The organism is Agrococcus citreus, from assembly GCF_039527715.1.
GTDB lineage: Bacteria > Actinomycetota > Actinomycetes > Actinomycetales > Microbacteriaceae > Agrococcus > Agrococcus citreus.
Genome location: NZ_BAAAKK010000005.1, coordinates 477,352 through 492,499 on the forward strand (window position 1 = coordinate 477,352; position 15,148 = coordinate 492,499).

Sequence of the window (15,148 nt, forward strand, 5' to 3'; positions counted from 1 at the left end):
GTTCAGGGTAGTGGGCGCCGGCACGAGCGCCCGATCGGGAGGGCGGATGCTGCCTGCAGCACGCGACGAGGCGCTCATGCGGCTCGCGCTCGACGAGGCGGCGTCGGCGACCGCGACGGCCGACGTGCCGGTCGGCGCGATCGTGGTCGACGCATCCGGCACCGTCATCGGCACCGGTCGCAACGAGCGCGAGCTGCGCCACGATCCGACGGCGCACGCCGAGGTCGTCGCGCTGCGCGAGGCGGCGACGCGGCTGGGATCATGGCGGCTCGACGGATGCGCGCTCGTCGTGACGCTCGAGCCGTGCGTCATGTGCGCGGGGGCGATCCTCGCGAGCCGCGTGGACCGCGTCGTGTTCGGCGCCTGGGACGAGAAGGCCGGGGCGGCGGGGAGCGTGCTCGACGTGCTGCGCGAGCGACGCCTGCCGCACCGCGTCGAGGTCGTCGCCGGCGTGCTCGCCGCCGAGGCCGAGTCCCAGCTGCGATCGTTCTTCGCCTCCCGCCGCTGAGGCCGGGAGGTCAGCCGGAGGTCAGCGCCAGAAGACGGCGATGAGCAGGTTCACGACCGCGAGCCCGCCGGCGGTGTGGAAGAACGGGCCGAGCTTGCGCTCGACCTCGAGGTTGCCGACCGAGACGGCGCCGCCCGCCGTCAGGCGGGACTTCTCGGTGCGGATCGCGCGCTGGCGCAGGAACCCGACGAGCGCGGCGACGAACACGACGATCGCCACGAGCGCCTTGATGCCGAGCTTCATGTGGTTGACGTCGCCGTCGCCGGCCATCGCCAGGCCGTAGAGCGAGACGCCCGACACGAGCTGGATGGATGCACCGATCAGCAGCACCGTGAAGTTGTAGCCCGAGCGCGCGCGCATCTGGATGATGAACGTGCCGACGAGCATCGACAGGCCCACGAGGTGGGCGGTCAGGAGCAGGGAGTGCAGGAGGTCCATGCAGACAGCCTACATGTTGCGATCGGTCACGGTCAGTTGCCCGACTGGATCACGATGTGGTCGGTCGAGGGAGCGATCTCGGGCTGGTCGACGTAGAGGTCCGGCTCGATGTAGATGACGCGCGCGTGCGGCACCTGCTTGCGCAGGTCCGCCTCGAGGTCGTTGATCGTGCGCGACACGTGCTCGATGTCGGACTGCGGCGGGAAGGCGACCTTCGCGGCGACCATCAGCTCGTCCGGACCGAGGTAGAGCGTCTTCATGTGGATGACCGACTCGACGCCCTTGTTGGCGTTCAGCACGGCCGCGATCTTCGCGTTGTCGTCGCGGCTCGCACCCTCGCCGATGAGCAACGACTTCATCTCGACCGCGAGGATCGCGGCGACGCCGATGAGCAGCACGCCGATGCAGAGCGTGCCGATCGCGTCGAAGAGCGGGTTGCCGGTCAGCGCGGAGAGGCCGACGGCGATGAACGCGAGCACGAGGCCGACGAGCGCGGCGAGGTCCTCGAGCAGGACGACGGGCAGCTCCGGGCTCTTCGAGGTGCGGATGAACTTCCACCAGCCCGACGTGCCGCGCACCTTGTTGGACTCCTTGATGGCCGTGCGGAACGAGAAGCTCTCGAGCACGATCGCGATGCCGAGCACCAGCAGCGGCAGCCAGATGACGTCGAGCTCGTGCGGGTGCTGGATCTTGTCGATGCCCTCGAAGATCGAGAACAGCCCGCCGACGGAGAACAGCACGAGCGCCACGATGAACGCCCAGACGTACCGCTCGCGGCCGTAGCCGAACGGGTGCTCCGCCGTCGCCTGCCGCTTCGCGAGCCTGCCGCCCAGGAGCAGCAGCAGCTGGTTGCCGGCGTCGGCGACCGAGTGGATCGCCTCGGCGAGCATCGACGCCGAGCCCGAGAAGAACCAGGCGATGAACTTCGTGATGGCGATGCCGGTGTTCGCGAGGAACGCTGCGACGACTGCCTTCGTACCGTGGGATGCGCTCACGAGCGGGAGTCTACAAGCGGGATGGGCGGCCGGGCCGAGCCCGGCGGCTACCCTGGCCGCATGACTGCGCTCCCTCCCATCGCGATGCTCGGTGTCGGCTCGATGGGCGGTGCGATCCTCACCGGTCTCGCCCGTCACGGGGCCGAGCGCATCGCCGTCACGAACCGCACGGCCGAGAAGGCGGCGGCGATCCAGCTCGACGGCGTCGAGTCGATCGCGCTCGCCGACGAGCCCGACGGGAACGCGCGCGCCGTCGACGGCGCGCGGCTCGTCGTGCTCGGCGTGAAGCCGGCGGGCATCGTCGACCTCGCTCGCGAGATCGCCCCGCACCTGGCATCGGATGCGGTGGTCGTCTCGATCGCGGCGGGCACGACGACGGCGTCGATCGAGGCCGTGCTGCCAGCATCCGTCGCCGTCGTGCGGGCGATGCCCAACACCCCCTCGCACGTCAGGCTCGGCGTCACCGGTGTCGCGGGCGGCAGCCGCGCGTCGAGCGACGACGTCGCGCTCGTCGCCCGCATGTTCGAGGCGGTCGGCGACGTCATCGTGCTCGAGGAGTCGCAGATCGACGCGCTCTCGACCATCTCGGGCTCGGGCCCGGCCTACGTGTTCCTGCTCATCGAGGAGCTCACCGCGACGGCCGAGCGGATGGGCTTCACGGCCGAGCAGGCGGCGACGATGGTGCAGGGCACGTTCCGCGGCGCGAGCGAGCTGCTCGCGGCCGACGACTCCGTGCCGATGACCACTCGGCCGGCCGAGCTGCGTCGGCGCGTCACGAGCCCGAAGGGCACGACCGAGCGCGCCGTCGCGGTGCTGCACGAGGCTCGCCTCGGCGAGGTCTTCGACCGTGCCACGGCAGCGGCGCTCGCGCGCGCCGAGGAGCTCGCCGCGCGCTGACGGGTCAGACGCTGTCGCCGTCGACGTACTGCCAGCCCTGGTCGCGCCGGAAGCGGCTGAGCTCGCGCATGACGCCCCGCTCGCCATCGGCGACCCAGTGCGCATCGAACGAGACGGTGCCCTCGCGGTCGAACGGGCCGCCGCTCGAGCCCACGATGTCGAGGCGCAGCCAGCGGATGCCGGGGTCGAGCTCGAGGGATCGCGGCCGGGTGGTGGGGTGCCACGATGCGAGCAGCCAATCGACGTCGCCCGTCGCGAAGGCCGTGAAGCGCGAGCGCATGAGCGCCTCGGGCGTCGCCGCCTCGCGCTCACGGCGCTGGATCGGCGCGCAGCACTCGCCGAAGGGCAGGCCCGTGCCGCACGGGCAGCGCTTCGCGTCGTCGAGCGCCATCGGCTCACGCACCGAGGCCCGCGAAGCGCTCGATGTCGTTCTGGTTGCCGGAGACGATGATGAGGTCGTGGTTCGAGACGATCGTCTCGGGCGTGGCGTAGGTGAACTCGCCGCCGGGGCTCTTCACGCCCACCACCGTCAGGTGGTACTTCGAGCGGATCTTCGACTCCGCGAGCGTGACGCCCCGGATGTGCTTCGGCGGGTACATCTTCACGATCGCGAACTGGTCGTCGAACTGGATGTAGTCGAGCATCCGTCCCGAGACGAGGTGCGCCACGCGCTCGCCGGCCTCCGCCTCGGGGTAGATGACGTGGTTCGCGCCGATGCGGCTGAGGATCTTGCCGTGCGACTGGCTGATCGCCTTCGCCCAGATCTGCGGGATGCCGAGGTCGACCAGGTTCGCGACGATGAGCACCGACGCCTCGATCGACGAGCCGACCGCGCAGACGGCGATCGCGAAGTCCTGCGCACCGACCTGCTTGAGCGCGTCGATCGAGCGCGCATCCGCCTGCACGGTGTGGGTGAGCCGCTCGGACCACTTCTGCACGAGGTTGATGTCGCCGTCGATCGCGAGCACCTCGCGGTCGAGGCGCGCGAGCTGGCCGGCGGTCGCGGCGCCGAAGCGGCCGAGGCCGATCACGAGCACCGGGGCGTCGTGCGGGATCCTGTCAACCAACGATCGGCCTCTCCTCTGGGCGGGTGAACAGCTGCGTCGTCTGGCTCGCCGCCAGCGCGGCGGCGAGCGTCACACTACCGATGCGGCCGACGAACATGGTGACGGCGAGGATGATCTTGGCCGGGTCCTCGAGGCCAGCGTTCGTGAAGCCCGTCGAGAGCCCCACGGTCGCGAACGCGCTGATGACGTCGAAGAGCACGAACGACATCGGCGCCCCGGTGATCTCGAGCAGCACGATCGTGACGCCCGCGACGATCGTCGCGCTCCAGAGCGTCACCGAGACGGCGAGCCGCAGCACGTCCGAGGGGATGCGGCGGCCGAACGCCTCCATCGACTTGCGACCGCGCGCCTCGGCGACGGCGGCGAGGAAGAGGATCGCGAGGGTCGTCACCTTGATGCCGCCGGCGGTCGAGGCCGAGCCGCCGCCCACGAACATGAGCATGTCGGTGACGAGCAGGCTCGAGTTGTGCAGCAGGCCGAGGTCCTCCACGGCGAAGCCGCCCGACCGCGCCATCGACGACAGGAAGAAGGCGTGCAGGAGCTGCTGCCCGAAGTCGTCGGTGCCCCATGAGTCGGCGTTGCCCCACTCGAGCACGAGGAAGACGAGCCCGCCGAGCAGGAAGAGGATGAGCGAGACCGAGATCGTGAGCTTCACGTGGAGCGACCACTGGCGCGGGCTGCCGAGGTGCCGCAGCAGCACGAAGTAGACGGGGAAGCCGAGCGATCCCGTGAAGACGCCGAGCATGAGCACGATGAGGAACCACGGGTCGGTGGCGTAGGGGTCGAGGCCCTCGGGCGTGGGGATGAAGCCGGAGTTCGTGAAGGCCATGAACGACCAGTAGGTCGCCTCGTAGAGCGCCTCGAGCGGGTTCTTGCCCTCGAGCAGGATGCGCGGGTACAGCAGCACGATGAGCGCCGCCTCGAACACGAGCACCGAGAGCGCGACGATGCGCAGCAGCCCGCCGACCTCGCCGAGGCGGATCGCCTGCGACTCCTTCACGACGCCGCGGCGCACGCGCGACGGGTTCGAGTCGCCGGCGGCCATGAGCTTCTGCCGCAGGCCCAGCCGACGGGCGACCGTCATGCCGAGGATCGACGCGAGCGTGAGCACGCCGATGCCGCCCACCTGCACGCCCAGCAGCACGACCGCGTTGCCGAACGGGCTCCAGTGGGTCGCCATGTCGACGACCGTGAGGCCCGTCACGCAGACGACGCTCACCGCTTGGAAGAAGGCGTCGACCGGTGAGGTCGGCTCGCCGGTCGCGGTCGCCCACGGGGTCATGAGCAGCAGCATGAAGAGCAGGTTCATGGCGGCGAAGACCATGATCGCGAAGCGGGCGGGGGAGGCGCTCGCGAACCGGTCGAGGCCGTCGCGCGTGCGGCCGAGGAACGTCGTCTCGCGCGACGTCCGCTGCTGCGCCACGGGCTGAGCCTCTCACGAGTGGGGCGCGGGTGGCTCGAGAGCTCCGCCGCGCAGAACGCGCCCACTGTAGTCCTGTTGGCGGGAAGTCTCGGCGGAGGCCGACCCGGTCGCCGGCGCGGGCTGCGGTTTGGCTCGCCCTGCGGCGCGCTGGCATGCTTTGCGCATGGCCGACATCTTCAGCGTCATCGCGGACAGCACGCGACGCGACATCCTCAGCGTGCTGCTCGAGCGTCGCGGGACGACGGGCGAGGCGAGCGTGAGCCAGATCGTCGACGCGCTCGGCGTGCCGCAGCCGACGGTGTCGAAGCACCTCCGCACGCTCCGCGACGCCGGCCTGGTGACCGTGCGCGAGGACGGCCAGCACCGTCACTACGCGATCGTGCTGACGCCCTTCGACCAGATCGACGACTGGCTCATGCCGTTCATCTTCGCCGACGGCGACCAGGACGAGTCGACGCTCGGCGCCGCGGCGTTCGCCGCGTGGGCCGGCGCGAACGTGCAGGCGCCGCTGCGCGCCGCCGCAGACCAGGCGCGCATCGCCGCCGAGCAGGCGCGCGTCGCCGCCGAGCAGGCGCTCGCGCGCGTCGCCGGCCGGGTCGAGCATCCGGCGCCTGTCGGCGCATCCCTCGGGCGTCGCGCCGCCGAGAGCGTGCACGACGTGCAGGAGCGCGTCCAGGAGGCGCGCGACCGCATCCACGACGTGCAGGAGCGGCTGCACGAGCTGCAGGCGCGAGCCTCGCAGCGGTTCGACGACGCACGCGTGAAGAAGCGTCGCGACGACGAGTCCGCCGACGGGCGCAGCGCCCGCGACAGCGACGACGCGCGCCTCGACTGACCCCCGCGAAGGCTCGCACGCGGCGGTCGGCAGGATTCCGCTAGAATGCCAGGAGCGTTTTCCCTGCGCTGGTCAACGATCGCGCAGATCGATGAGCAATCCCGATCGGAAGTGAGGAACCTCTATGGGTTCTGTGGTGAAGAAGCGTCGCAAGCGCATGTCGAAGAAGAAGCACCGCAAGCTGCTTCGCAAGACGCGCCACCAGCGTCGCAACCGCAAGTAAGTCGGTTGTCCGTGAGCCGGGACCTGCAGCTGCGGGCTCCCGGCTCTCGCATGTCTAGGCTTGGCGCATGGTCGAGATCACGCTGATCGGCAAGCCCGGCTGCCACCTCTGCGACGAGGCGCGCCCGATCGTCGAGCGCGTCGTCGCGTCGTTCCCGGATGCGACGCTCACCGAGCGCTCGATCCTCGACGACCCCGCGCTCGAGGCGCGCTGGCACGACGACATCCCGGTCGTGCTCATCGACGGCCGCCAGCACTCCGCGTGGCGCGTCGACGCGGCGAAGCTGACCGACCGCATCCGCGCCCGCCTCGCCCTCAGGGGTTGAGCGGTCGCGTCCGAGTCGAGGTCGACTCGGACGCGAACGCGGTGCTGGGCGGATGCCCTACGGCGTGAGGCGCGTCGGCCCGCGGAAGAGGTACGTCGACTCGCGGATCGAGCCGAGCCCGAGCATGAGCATCGCCACGCGGGCGAGGCCCATGCCGAAGCCGCCGTGCGGCGGCGTGCCGTAGCGGAAGAAGTCGAGGTACTCCTCGAGCTCGGCCGGGTTCATGCCCTTCTCGACGATCTGCGCCTCGAGCACGTCGACCCGGTGCTCGCGCTGCGCGCCCGTGGAGATCTCGACGCCGTTGTAGATCAGGTCGTACGAGTTCGTGATCGAGCCGTCGCCCTCGGGGCGCAGGTGGTAGAACGGCCGCACGCTCGACGGGTAGTCGGTGACGAAGACGAAGTCGTGACCGGTCGTCTCCTTGACGTGCGCCGAGATCTGGCGCTCCGCCTCGGGGTCGAGGTCGCCGTCCTCGCGCTCGATCGAGTGGCCGCGAGCCTCGACGATCGCCTTGACCTCGGCGTGCGGGATGCGCGGGAACGGCAGCGCGGGCGCCTCGAGCGTGATGCCGAAGTGCTGCTCGATCTCGGCGCCGTGGCGCTCGACGACGGCCGTGAGCGCCTTCGCGAGCAGCGTCTCGTGCAGCTGCATGACGTCCTCGTGGCTGTCGATCCACGAGATCTCGCTGTCGATCGACGTGAACTCGGTCGCGTGGCGGCTCGTGAACGAGGGGTCGGCGCGGAAGGCCGGGCCGATCTCGAAGATCTTGCCGAAGCCGGCCGACTGCGCCATCTGCTTGAACAGCTGCGGCGACTGCGCGAGGTAGGCGGTCGTCTCGAAGTAGGGCACCTCGAAGAGCTCGGCGCGCGACTCGGAGGCGGTCGCCATGAGCTTCGGCGTGTGGAGCTCGATGAAGCCCTCGTCGATCCAGTGCTGGCGCATCGCGTGCTCGATCGTCGTCTGCACGCGGAAGATGAGCTGCGCCTCCGGGCGGCGCAGGTCGAGGAAGCGCCAGTCGAGGCGCTTGTCGATCGACGAGTCGTCGGCGATGGGGCTGTCCTTCGCGACCGACTCGACGGTGAGCGAGCGCACCTTGACCTCGAGCCCGCCGAGCTTCACGCGCTCGTCTGCCTTCAGGTCGCCCTCGACGGTCACGAACGAGCCGTGCATGAGGCCGGAGATGGTGGCGGCAGTCTCGGCCGTCTCCTCGTTCACGGGGTTGACGAGCTGCGCGGAGCCCGTCTCGTCGCGCAGGATGACGAACTGCACGCGCTTCTGATCGCGCACGGTCTCGACCCAGCCCTGCACCTTCACGGGGCCGTCGGGGAGCGATGCGAGGTCTTTGATCAGGGTGCGAGTCACGCGCCGATCCTACCGGGCGGGCCGGTGGGCGGGTGCCCCGATGGCGTCGCGACGCCGCCTCGGCGCCTGGTCGTCAGCGCCGCGGTCGCTGCGTCGCGGCGGGCGCCACCGTCGCGAGCGCGACCCAGCCGCCCACGAGCGCGAGGGCGGATGCGGCCAGCACAGCCCATCCGGCCGCCGCGGGGATCTGCGCGTCCGGCCCGTCGGAGGCGACGAGCAGCGCGATGCCGACGGCCGCGAGCACGCCGACGACGAGCGCGACCGGCGTCGCGTACGCGCGGTGCGCGAGGTAGCGCGCCCATACCCACATGAGGGATGCCGTCAGCGCGATGACGAGCGCGATCGCGACGGGGACGAGGAGGGGCACCGCACCATCATCCCGTGCCGTCACCGCGGCGCGCGGCGCTCGCGCTCGAGCACGGCCCGGACGAGCGCCGCGCTGTCGGCCGCGACCGAGCCGTCGGGGAGCGTGAGCGTGTCCTCGAGCCCGGCGCGCGTCGGGAGCTGCCACGCGATCGCGAGGTCGATCGCGGGCCACGTGGCGCGCTCCTCGCCGTGCAGCAGCACCGGCATCGACGGCTCCGCCGCGCGGGCGCCGTCCACGAGCACTCGAGCGAGCGCCTCCACGGCGCCGGCGTCGTCGTCCTGGATCTCGACGAGCACGCGCAGGCACGCGGAGCGGTCCGGCCACCGCATCCATCGCCGGAGCGCCGCCTCCTCCCAGATGCCCGCCTCGACCGCGACGCCGCGCTCGAGCAGCAGTGCCGCGACCCGCTCGGCGCCCGGCTCATGCGCGTTGACGGAGGCGAAGTCGGGCAGCTCGCGCCAGCCGCGGATCGCGGCCAGGCGCGTGGCGGCGTCGCCTGTCCAGGCGCCGGTCGTGATGCCGACCGGCGCGTCGACCGCAGCGCGCATCGCGCGCAGGCAGCGGTCGACGACGTCGGCCGCGAGGCTGTCGCGACCGGCGGCGTCCTTCGGGTGCACGTGCACGGCGAAGGCGCCGGCGGCGACCGCGGCGGCGGCCTCGCGCGCGAGCAGCGCGGGATCGGCCGACAGGCGCGGATGGCTCGAGACGTCGCGAGCGCCGTTGAGGCACGCCTTCACCTGCATGGGCGCGAGCCTAGGGTCGAGCGCCCGTAGTGGGCTGATAGCGAGCGCCGGTACCATGGAGCCATGCCCGCCCGCCGCCTCCATCTCGTGCGCCACGGCGAGGTCGACAACCCCGATCGCGTGCTCTACGGCCGCATGCCGGGGTTCGTGCTCTCGGAGCGCGGCCACCGGATGGCAGCCATGGCGGCCGCTCGGCTCGCCGAGGGCGAGAGCGCCCGCAACGTCGTGCGCCTCGCGGCGAGCCCGCTCGAGCGCGCCCAGCAGTCGGCGCAGCCGTGGGCGGAGGCCTTCGGTCTCGAGATCCGCACCGAGCGCCGCATCATCGAGCCCACGAACCAGTTCGAGGGCAAGACGTTCGAGGCGAGCGGCGCGCTGCGCCACCCCTCCGCGTGGCCGCTGCTGCGCAATCCCTTCCGCCCGTCGTGGGGCGAGCCGTACCGCGCGATCGCGCAGCGCGTGATCGCCGCGATGGAGGACGCCTGGGACGAGCTCGCCGAGTCGGACGACGACGGCGACATCGTCTTCGTGAGCCACCAGTCGCCCATCTGGATGGCGCACCTCGAGCTCGCGCGCAAGCCGCTGTGGCACGACCCCCGCTCGCGGCGCTGCCAGCTCTCGTCCATCACGAGCTTCGCGCGCGTTGAGGGCCGGTTCGTCGAGGTCGACTACGTCGAGCCGGCCGCCGCCGAGTCGGCGATCGACGCGGGAGCGGTGTGAAGCGCCGGCGGATGCGCGTGGCCGGCATCGCGCTCGCTGCGCTCGCGCTCGCGGGCTGCGCGTCGGCCGACGGCGTGGCCGGCCAGGTCGGCGACGCGGGCTACATCGCCGGTGACGGCTTCGTCACCGAGTTCCCGGTCGAGGAGCGCGGCGAGCCGCAGCCCTTCAGCGGGCCGCTCGTGGACGGCGGCGAGTTCGACTCCGCCGAGCTCGACGGCGTCACGCTCGTGAACTTCTGGTACGCGGCCTGCCCGCCGTGCCGCATCGAGGCGCCGGTGCTCGCCGAGCTGCACGCCGAGCTCGGCGACCGCGTCGACTTCCTCGGCATCAACGTGCGCGACGGCGCCGCGCAGGCCGCCGCCTTCGAGGAGCAGTTCGGCGTCGAGTACCCGTCGATCCTCGACGACGAGACGGCCGCGGGGCAGCTCGCCTTCACCGGCATCGTCGCGCCGAACGCTGTGCCGACCACGCTCATCCTCGACGCCGACGGCCGCGTCGCCGCCCGCGTCTCGGGCGCGGTGACCGACTCGAGCATCCTCTCGACGCTGCTGCGGGAGGAGCTCGAGCGGTGAGTGCCGCCCTCGCGCTCGTCGCACCCGCCTTCGAGGCTGCCGCCTTGGGTGCCGCTGCCTTCGATCCTGCGGGCGCGGTGCTGAGCGGTCAGCTGCTCGTGTCGGTGCCGATCGCGCTGCTCGCCGGGCTCGTGTCGTTCGCGAGCCCGTGCATCCTGCCGCTCGTGCCCGGCTACCTCGGCCTCGTCGGCTCGCTCGTCGGCGACGGCCAGCGCGGCCGCGGTCGGCTCGTCGCGGGCGTCGCGCTCTTCATCGCCGGCTTCACCCTCGTGTTCGTGCTCGGCACCGCGATCGTCGGCGGCATCAGCTCGTTCCTGCTGCAGCACAGCGACACGATCGTGCGGGTGCTGGGCGTCGCGCTCATCGTCCTCGGCCTCGTGTTCGTCGGCCAGTTCTCGTTCCTGCAGCGGGTCTGGAAGCCGCAGCAGGTCAAGGCGGGCGGGCTCTGGGCCGCACCCGTCGTGGGCGTCGTCTTCGCGCTCGGCTGGACCCCGTGCTCCGGCCCGACGCTCGCGGCCATCAGCGCGCTCACCGTCACCACCGGCTCCGCGTGGCAGGGGGCCATCCTCGGCCTCGCGTACGCGCTGGGGCTCGGCATCCCGTTCCTGCTCATCGCGCTCGGCCTCGGCTGGGCCGGCGGCGCCGTCGCGTGGCTGCGCCGGCACATCCGCGCCGTCAACATCGCTGGCGGCGCGATGCTCATCGCCATCGGCGTGCTGATGGTGACCGGGGTGTGGAACGCCATCATGCAATCGCTTCAAGGATGGATCGCCTCCGTTGTCACGATCATCTGACCCGCTGCGCCCGGGCGACCACATCGACGCCCCCGAGGCGCCCGCCCGGCAGTCCGGCGACCCGAAGCTCGGGGTGCGCGGCTGGCTGCGCTTCATGTGGCGCCAGCTGACGTCGATGCGCACCGCCATCGTGCTGCTGCTGCTCCTCGCTGTCGCCGCCATCCCCGGCAGCCTCGTGCCGCAGCGGTCCTCCGACCCGAACGGCGTCCTGCAGGTGCGCGCCGACAACCCGGAGCTCATCTGGCTGTACGACGCGCTCTCGCTCCACGACGTCTACTCGAGCCCGTGGTTCTCGGCCATCTACATCCTGCTGTTCACGTCGCTCGTCGGATGCGTCGTGCCGCGCCTCGCGCACCACTGGAAGGCGATGCGCGCCCTCCCTCCGCGCACGCCCTCGCGGCTGTCGCGGCTCGTCGGGTTCCAGACGGTGCAGGGTGGCGCATCCGACCTCGACCGCGCCGATCGCGTGCTGCGCCGCCTCGGCTACCGGACGACGCGCTACGGCGACTCCGTCTCGGCCGAGCGCGGCTACCTGCGCGAGACCGGCAACCTCATCTTCCACATCTCGCTGCTCGCGCTGCTGCTCGTCGTGGGTCTCGGCTCGGGCTTCGGCTACTCGGGCCAGCGGCTGCTCGTCGAGGGCTCCGGCTTCGCGAACTCGCTCTCGAGCTACGACTCGTTCACCGCGGGGCAGTGGTTCGACGACGACGGGCTCGAGCCGTTCGCGGTCGCGCTCGACGACCTCGAGGTCGTCTACGAGACCGAGAACCCGAACGCGGTCGGGGCGCCGCTCGACTTCACCGCCGCGGTGTCGGTCACCGAGGGCGGCGCGCAGCGCGAGGGCCAGATCAAGGTCAACCATCCGCTCTCGGTCGCCGGTGCCGACCTCTACCTGATCTCGAACGGCTACGCGCCGCGCATCTCGGTGCGCGACGCATCCGGACAGGTCGTCTACGACCAGTACACGCCGTTCCTCGCGCAGGACGACAACATGACGAGCCTCGGCGTGATCAAGCTGCCCGACGGGCTCGACGAGCAGCTCGGCATGCGCGGCTTCTTCTACCCGACCGCGGTCGCGCTCGACACCGGTGCGCTCGCCTCGGGCTACCCGGACCTCGCGAACCCGGTGCTGTCGCTGCAGGCCTTCTCGGGCGACCTCGGGCTCGACGCGGGCATCCCGCGATCGGTCTACGCGCTCGAGACCGACGAGATGACGCAGATCGCAGGCGGCGACTCCGGCACCGAGCCGCTCACGCTCGCGCCCGGGCAGTCGGTCGACATCCCCGGCGGTCTCGGCACCATCACGTTCGAGGACGTGCGGCGCTACGGGGTCATCGAGGTGCACGTCGACCACACGCAGACGCCCGTGCTGTGGATCACGATCGTGCTCTTCCTCTCGCTCCTCGGCTCGCTGCTCATCCCGCGACGCCGCATGTGGGTGAAGGCGACGCCCGCGGGGCTCGAGGTCGCCGGTCTCGCTCGCGGCGAGGACCCGGCGCTCGAGCGGGCGGTCGGCGACCTGGCGAAGCGGATCGGCGAGCCCGGCGACGCTGCAGCCGACGATCCGGCACCCACGGTCGACGGCGAGCGCGAGCGTAGGATTGACCCGTGACGCCCGCTGAGCTCGACTCCTTCTCGCTGCTGCTCGTGTACTCCGCGATGGCGGTGTACACGTTCGCGTTCATCGCGTACGCCGTCGACGTGGCTCGTCGCTCGGGGTCGAAGCCCGTCGCGGCCGAGGCGCGCGTGCTGGTGGGCGCCGGTGCGCCCGTCGAGTCGGCGGCGCCCGCGGCGCCGGTCGCGCCTGCCGCCGCGAAGCCCGGGCGCGGCGCCCGCATCGGCTACGTGCTCACGGTGCTCGCCTGGATCCTGCACGTCGCGGGCGACGTGCTCCGCGGCCTCTCCGCCGGCCGCGTGCCGTGGGCGAACATGTACGAGTTCGCGCTCACGGGCGTCGCGGTCATCGTCGGCGTCTTCGTGCTCTCGCGGCTGTGGCGCGACCTGAACTTCCTCGGCGTCTTCATCACCGGCCTCGCGACGGTGTTCCTCGGGCTCGCGACCGTCAACTTCTACGTCGCGCCGACGCCGCTGCCGCCCGCGCTGCAGTCGTACTGGCTCGTCATCCACGTCTTCGTCGCCACGCTCGCGACCGGATTCTTCGCGCTCGGGTCGGGCCTCAGCATCCTGCAGCTCATCAAGGAGCGCCGCGACAGCGGATTCCTGCGCTCGCTGCCGTCGCCCGTGCAGCTCGAGGACCTCGCCTACCGCGTGGGCGTCATCGGCTTCATCTGCTGGACGTTCACGCTCATCGCGGGCGCGGTCTGGGCCGAGCACGCGTGGGGTCGCTACTGGGGCTGGGACACGAAGGAGGTGTGGACCTTCGTCATCTGGGTCATCTACGCCGGCTACGTGCACGCCCGCGCGACGCGCGGCTGGCGCGGCTCGCGCTCGGCGTGGCTCCAGCTCATCGGCTTCGCCGCGATCCTCTTCAACTACTCGGTCGTGAACCTCTTCTTCAAGGGCCTGCACGCCTACAGCGGCCTCTGATCCTCAACGCCGCGGGTGGTCCCGCCGGCGCGGTCAGTGCCTGTCACGTGAGTGGCGCCTCCGGCAGGTGAGTGGCGCCTCCGTCGTACGGATGTCGCCGCTACCTCATTTCCGTGGCGCGCGACAGCTCACCGGCCAGTCATCCGTGCTTGGTTCCGGATGCGCCACTTACGCCCGGGAGGCGCCACTCACGCTCGGGAGGCGCCACTCACGCTCGGGAGCCGCCACTCACACTGGGGAGCCGCCACTCAGGCGCGGGAGGCGCCACTCAAGCGTGGACGGCGCCACTCACACGCGGGAGGCGCCACTCACGCGCGGGAGGCGCCACTCACCGGACGGTGAGCAGTCACAGGTGGGGGAGGGCGGCGGCCAGGCGGGCGCGCCAGGCGTCGGTGTGCTCGGCGGATGCGGCGTGCTGGGCGAGCAGGTCGGGGAGCGGCGCGACGCGCGTGACCGGGATCGAGCCGTCGACGGGGACGAGCGGATCGGCGACGACGTCCGCGGCCAGCAGCGCGCCCGTGCCGAGCCCGCAGTCGAAGGGGAGCGATGGCAGCGCCCCCGCGAGCGCCGCGCCCATCGACAGGCCGACGCTCGAGTCGAGCGCGCTCGACACCACGGCGGGCAGACCCGCCTCGGCGACGATCGCGAGCGCCGCGCGCACCCCGCCGAGCGGCTGCGCCTTCACGACCAGCACATCCGCCGCTCCGGCGCGCGCGACGAGCAGCGGGTCCTCGGCCTTGCGCACCGACTCGTCCGCCGCGATCGGGATCGCCAGCCGATGCAGCCGCAGCCGCAGCTCCGCGAGCTCCGGCACCGTCGCGCACGGCTGCTCGACGTACTCGAGGTCGAACCGCTCGAGGGCGCGCACCGCGGTCTCGGCCTCGTCGAGGTTCCAGCCGCCGTTGGCGTCGACCCGGATGCGCGCCTCGGGCAGCAGCGCGCGCACCTCCGCGACGCGGGCGACGTCGTCGGCGAGCGTCTGCCCGCGCTCAGCGACCTTCACCTTCACCGTGCGGCAGCCGTCGTAGCGGGCGAGCACTCCCGCGACCGCGTCGGGGCCGACCGCCGGCAGGGTCGCGTTCACCGGGATCCGGTCGCGGACGACCGCCGGTCGCTCGAGGTCGGCGTCCTCGAGTGCCGCGCGCAGCCAGCGGGCGGCCTCCTCGGGCGGGTACTCCAGGAAGGGGCTCCACTCGCCCCATCCCGCGGCACCCGAGAGCAGCGCGATCTCGCGCACCTCGACCCCCCGGAACCGCGTCGCGAGCGGCAGGGAGACGACGTGCATGCGGTCGGCGAGCCGTTCGAAGGCGAGGTCCACGCCGTCATGGTCGCACG

Annotated in this window: 19 protein-coding genes; 10 read left to right on the top strand and 9 right to left on the bottom strand. The window is 71.8% G+C overall.

Going from position 1 to position 15,148, the window contains the following annotated elements; all coding sequences use genetic code 11:
- Window positions 1-46: 46 nt before the first annotated feature.
- Complete coding sequence (gene tadA / locus ABD106_RS11160) at window positions 47-508, top strand: tRNA adenosine(34) deaminase TadA (protein ID WP_343920363.1); 462 nt, start codon at window positions 47-49, stop codon at window positions 506-508.
- 21 nt (window positions 509-529) lie between these two features.
- Here tadA and ABD106_RS11165 read toward each other — a convergent pair whose 3' ends face one another.
- Together ABD106_RS11165 and ABD106_RS11170 are read right to left on the bottom strand one after the other, a co-directional pair.
- The gene (locus ABD106_RS11165) at window positions 530-946 is read right to left on the bottom strand and encodes a hypothetical protein (protein WP_343920364.1); all 417 of its coding nucleotides are present in this window, start codon (window positions 944-946) and stop codon (window positions 530-532) included.
- A gap of 32 nt (window positions 947-978) precedes the next feature.
- A complete protein-coding gene (locus ABD106_RS11170; protein WP_343920365.1) occupies window positions 979-1,941 on the bottom strand; it encodes a cation diffusion facilitator family transporter in 963 nt (320 codons plus the stop codon).
- A 60-nt stretch (window positions 1,942-2,001) separates the two neighbouring features.
- On the opposite strand from ABD106_RS11170, the gene proC reads away from it, so the two are divergent.
- The gene (gene proC / locus ABD106_RS11175) at window positions 2,002-2,838 is read left to right on the top strand and encodes a pyrroline-5-carboxylate reductase (RefSeq protein WP_343920366.1); all 837 of its coding nucleotides are present in this window, start codon (window positions 2,002-2,004) and stop codon (window positions 2,836-2,838) included.
- Window positions 2,839-2,842: 4 nt separating this feature from the next.
- Here the strand turns inward: proC and ABD106_RS11180 are convergent, their stop codons facing one another.
- The 3 genes from ABD106_RS11180 to ABD106_RS11190 are packed head-to-tail and all read right to left on the bottom strand — an operon-like array spanning window position 2,843 to window position 5,328.
- Window positions 2,843-3,229, bottom strand: a complete 387-nt coding sequence (locus ABD106_RS11180) for a YchJ family protein (RefSeq protein WP_343920367.1) — start codon at window positions 3,227-3,229, stop codon at window positions 2,843-2,845.
- Window positions 3,230-3,233: 4 nt separating this feature from the next.
- The gene (locus ABD106_RS11185; protein ID WP_343920368.1) at window positions 3,234-3,905 is read right to left on the bottom strand and encodes a potassium channel family protein; all 672 of its coding nucleotides are present in this window, start codon (window positions 3,903-3,905) and stop codon (window positions 3,234-3,236) included.
- The gene (locus ABD106_RS11190; RefSeq protein ID WP_343920369.1) at window positions 3,898-5,328 is read right to left on the bottom strand and encodes a TrkH family potassium uptake protein; all 1,431 of its coding nucleotides are present in this window, start codon (window positions 5,326-5,328) and stop codon (window positions 3,898-3,900) included. The genes ABD106_RS11185 and ABD106_RS11190 overlap by 8 nt, the downstream gene beginning before the upstream one ends.
- Before the next feature lie 163 nt (window positions 5,329-5,491).
- Here ABD106_RS11190 and ABD106_RS11195 point away from each other — a divergent pair, with 163 nt between their 5' ends.
- The 3 genes from ABD106_RS11195 to ABD106_RS11205 all read left to right on the top strand — a co-directional run bounded on the left by ABD106_RS11195 (window position 5,492) and on the right by ABD106_RS11205 (window position 6,711).
- A complete protein-coding gene (locus ABD106_RS11195; protein ID WP_343920370.1) occupies window positions 5,492-6,163 on the top strand; it encodes an ArsR/SmtB family transcription factor in 672 nt (223 codons plus the stop codon).
- Window positions 6,164-6,287: 124 nt separating this feature from the next.
- Complete coding sequence (locus ABD106_RS11200) at window positions 6,288-6,386, top strand: 30S ribosomal protein bS22 (RefSeq protein ID WP_092916513.1); 99 nt, start codon at window positions 6,288-6,290, stop codon at window positions 6,384-6,386.
- Between the two features lie 67 nt (window positions 6,387-6,453).
- Window positions 6,454-6,711, top strand: coding sequence for a glutaredoxin family protein (locus ABD106_RS11205; RefSeq protein WP_343920373.1), 258 nt, complete (start codon window positions 6,454-6,456; stop codon window positions 6,709-6,711).
- A 57-nt stretch (window positions 6,712-6,768) separates the two neighbouring features.
- Here ABD106_RS11205 and aspS read toward each other — a convergent pair whose 3' ends face one another.
- The 3 genes from aspS to ABD106_RS11220 all read right to left on the bottom strand — a co-directional run bounded on the left by aspS (window position 6,769) and on the right by ABD106_RS11220 (window position 9,183).
- Complete coding sequence (gene aspS / locus ABD106_RS11210; protein WP_343921054.1) at window positions 6,769-8,061, bottom strand: aspartate--tRNA(Asn) ligase; 1,293 nt, start codon at window positions 8,059-8,061, stop codon at window positions 6,769-6,771.
- Window positions 8,062-8,146: 85 nt separating this feature from the next.
- Window positions 8,147-8,440: a hypothetical protein gene (locus ABD106_RS11215; RefSeq protein ID WP_343920375.1), complete on the bottom strand. Its 294-nt coding sequence runs from the start codon at window positions 8,438-8,440 to the stop codon at window positions 8,147-8,149.
- Between the two features lie 20 nt (window positions 8,441-8,460).
- Entirely contained in the window at window positions 8,461-9,183 is a 723-nt protein-coding gene (locus tag ABD106_RS11220) for a 3-keto-5-aminohexanoate cleavage protein (protein WP_343920377.1), read from the bottom strand.
- Window positions 9,184-9,246: 63 nt separating this feature from the next.
- Between ABD106_RS11220 and ABD106_RS11225 the strand changes: the two genes are divergently transcribed.
- Genes ABD106_RS11225 through ccsB form a run of 5 tightly spaced genes read left to right on the top strand, consistent with a single transcriptional unit; the run spans window position 9,247 to window position 13,813 of the window.
- Window positions 9,247-9,900 (top strand): histidine phosphatase family protein, encoded by a 654-nt coding sequence (locus ABD106_RS11225; RefSeq protein WP_343920379.1) that lies wholly within the window; start codon window positions 9,247-9,249, stop codon window positions 9,898-9,900.
- Window positions 9,901-9,911: 11 nt separating this feature from the next.
- On the top strand, window positions 9,912-10,472 hold the full coding sequence (locus ABD106_RS11230) for a TlpA family protein disulfide reductase (RefSeq protein WP_343920381.1): 561 nt from the start codon (window positions 9,912-9,914) through the stop codon (window positions 10,470-10,472).
- A gap of 44 nt (window positions 10,473-10,516) precedes the next feature.
- Window positions 10,517-11,266, top strand: coding sequence for a cytochrome c biogenesis CcdA family protein (locus ABD106_RS11235; protein WP_425545754.1), 750 nt, complete (start codon window positions 10,517-10,519; stop codon window positions 11,264-11,266).
- Entirely contained in the window at window positions 11,250-12,878 is a 1,629-nt protein-coding gene (resB, locus tag ABD106_RS11240; protein ID WP_343920383.1) for a cytochrome c biogenesis protein ResB, read from the top strand. Before ABD106_RS11235 ends, resB begins: the two co-directional genes overlap by 17 nt.
- A 47-nt stretch (window positions 12,879-12,925) precedes the next feature.
- Window positions 12,926-13,813 carry a c-type cytochrome biogenesis protein CcsB gene (gene ccsB / locus ABD106_RS11245; RefSeq protein ID WP_343921058.1) on the top strand — a complete coding sequence of 296 codons (888 nt, stop codon included), beginning with the start codon at window positions 12,926-12,928 and terminating at the stop codon, window positions 13,811-13,813.
- 346 nt (window positions 13,814-14,159) lie between these two features.
- Here the strand turns inward: ccsB and ABD106_RS11250 are convergent, their stop codons facing one another.
- Complete coding sequence (locus ABD106_RS11250; protein WP_343920385.1) at window positions 14,160-15,131, bottom strand: o-succinylbenzoate synthase; 972 nt, start codon at window positions 15,129-15,131, stop codon at window positions 14,160-14,162.
- Window positions 15,132-15,148 lie beyond the last annotated feature (17 nt).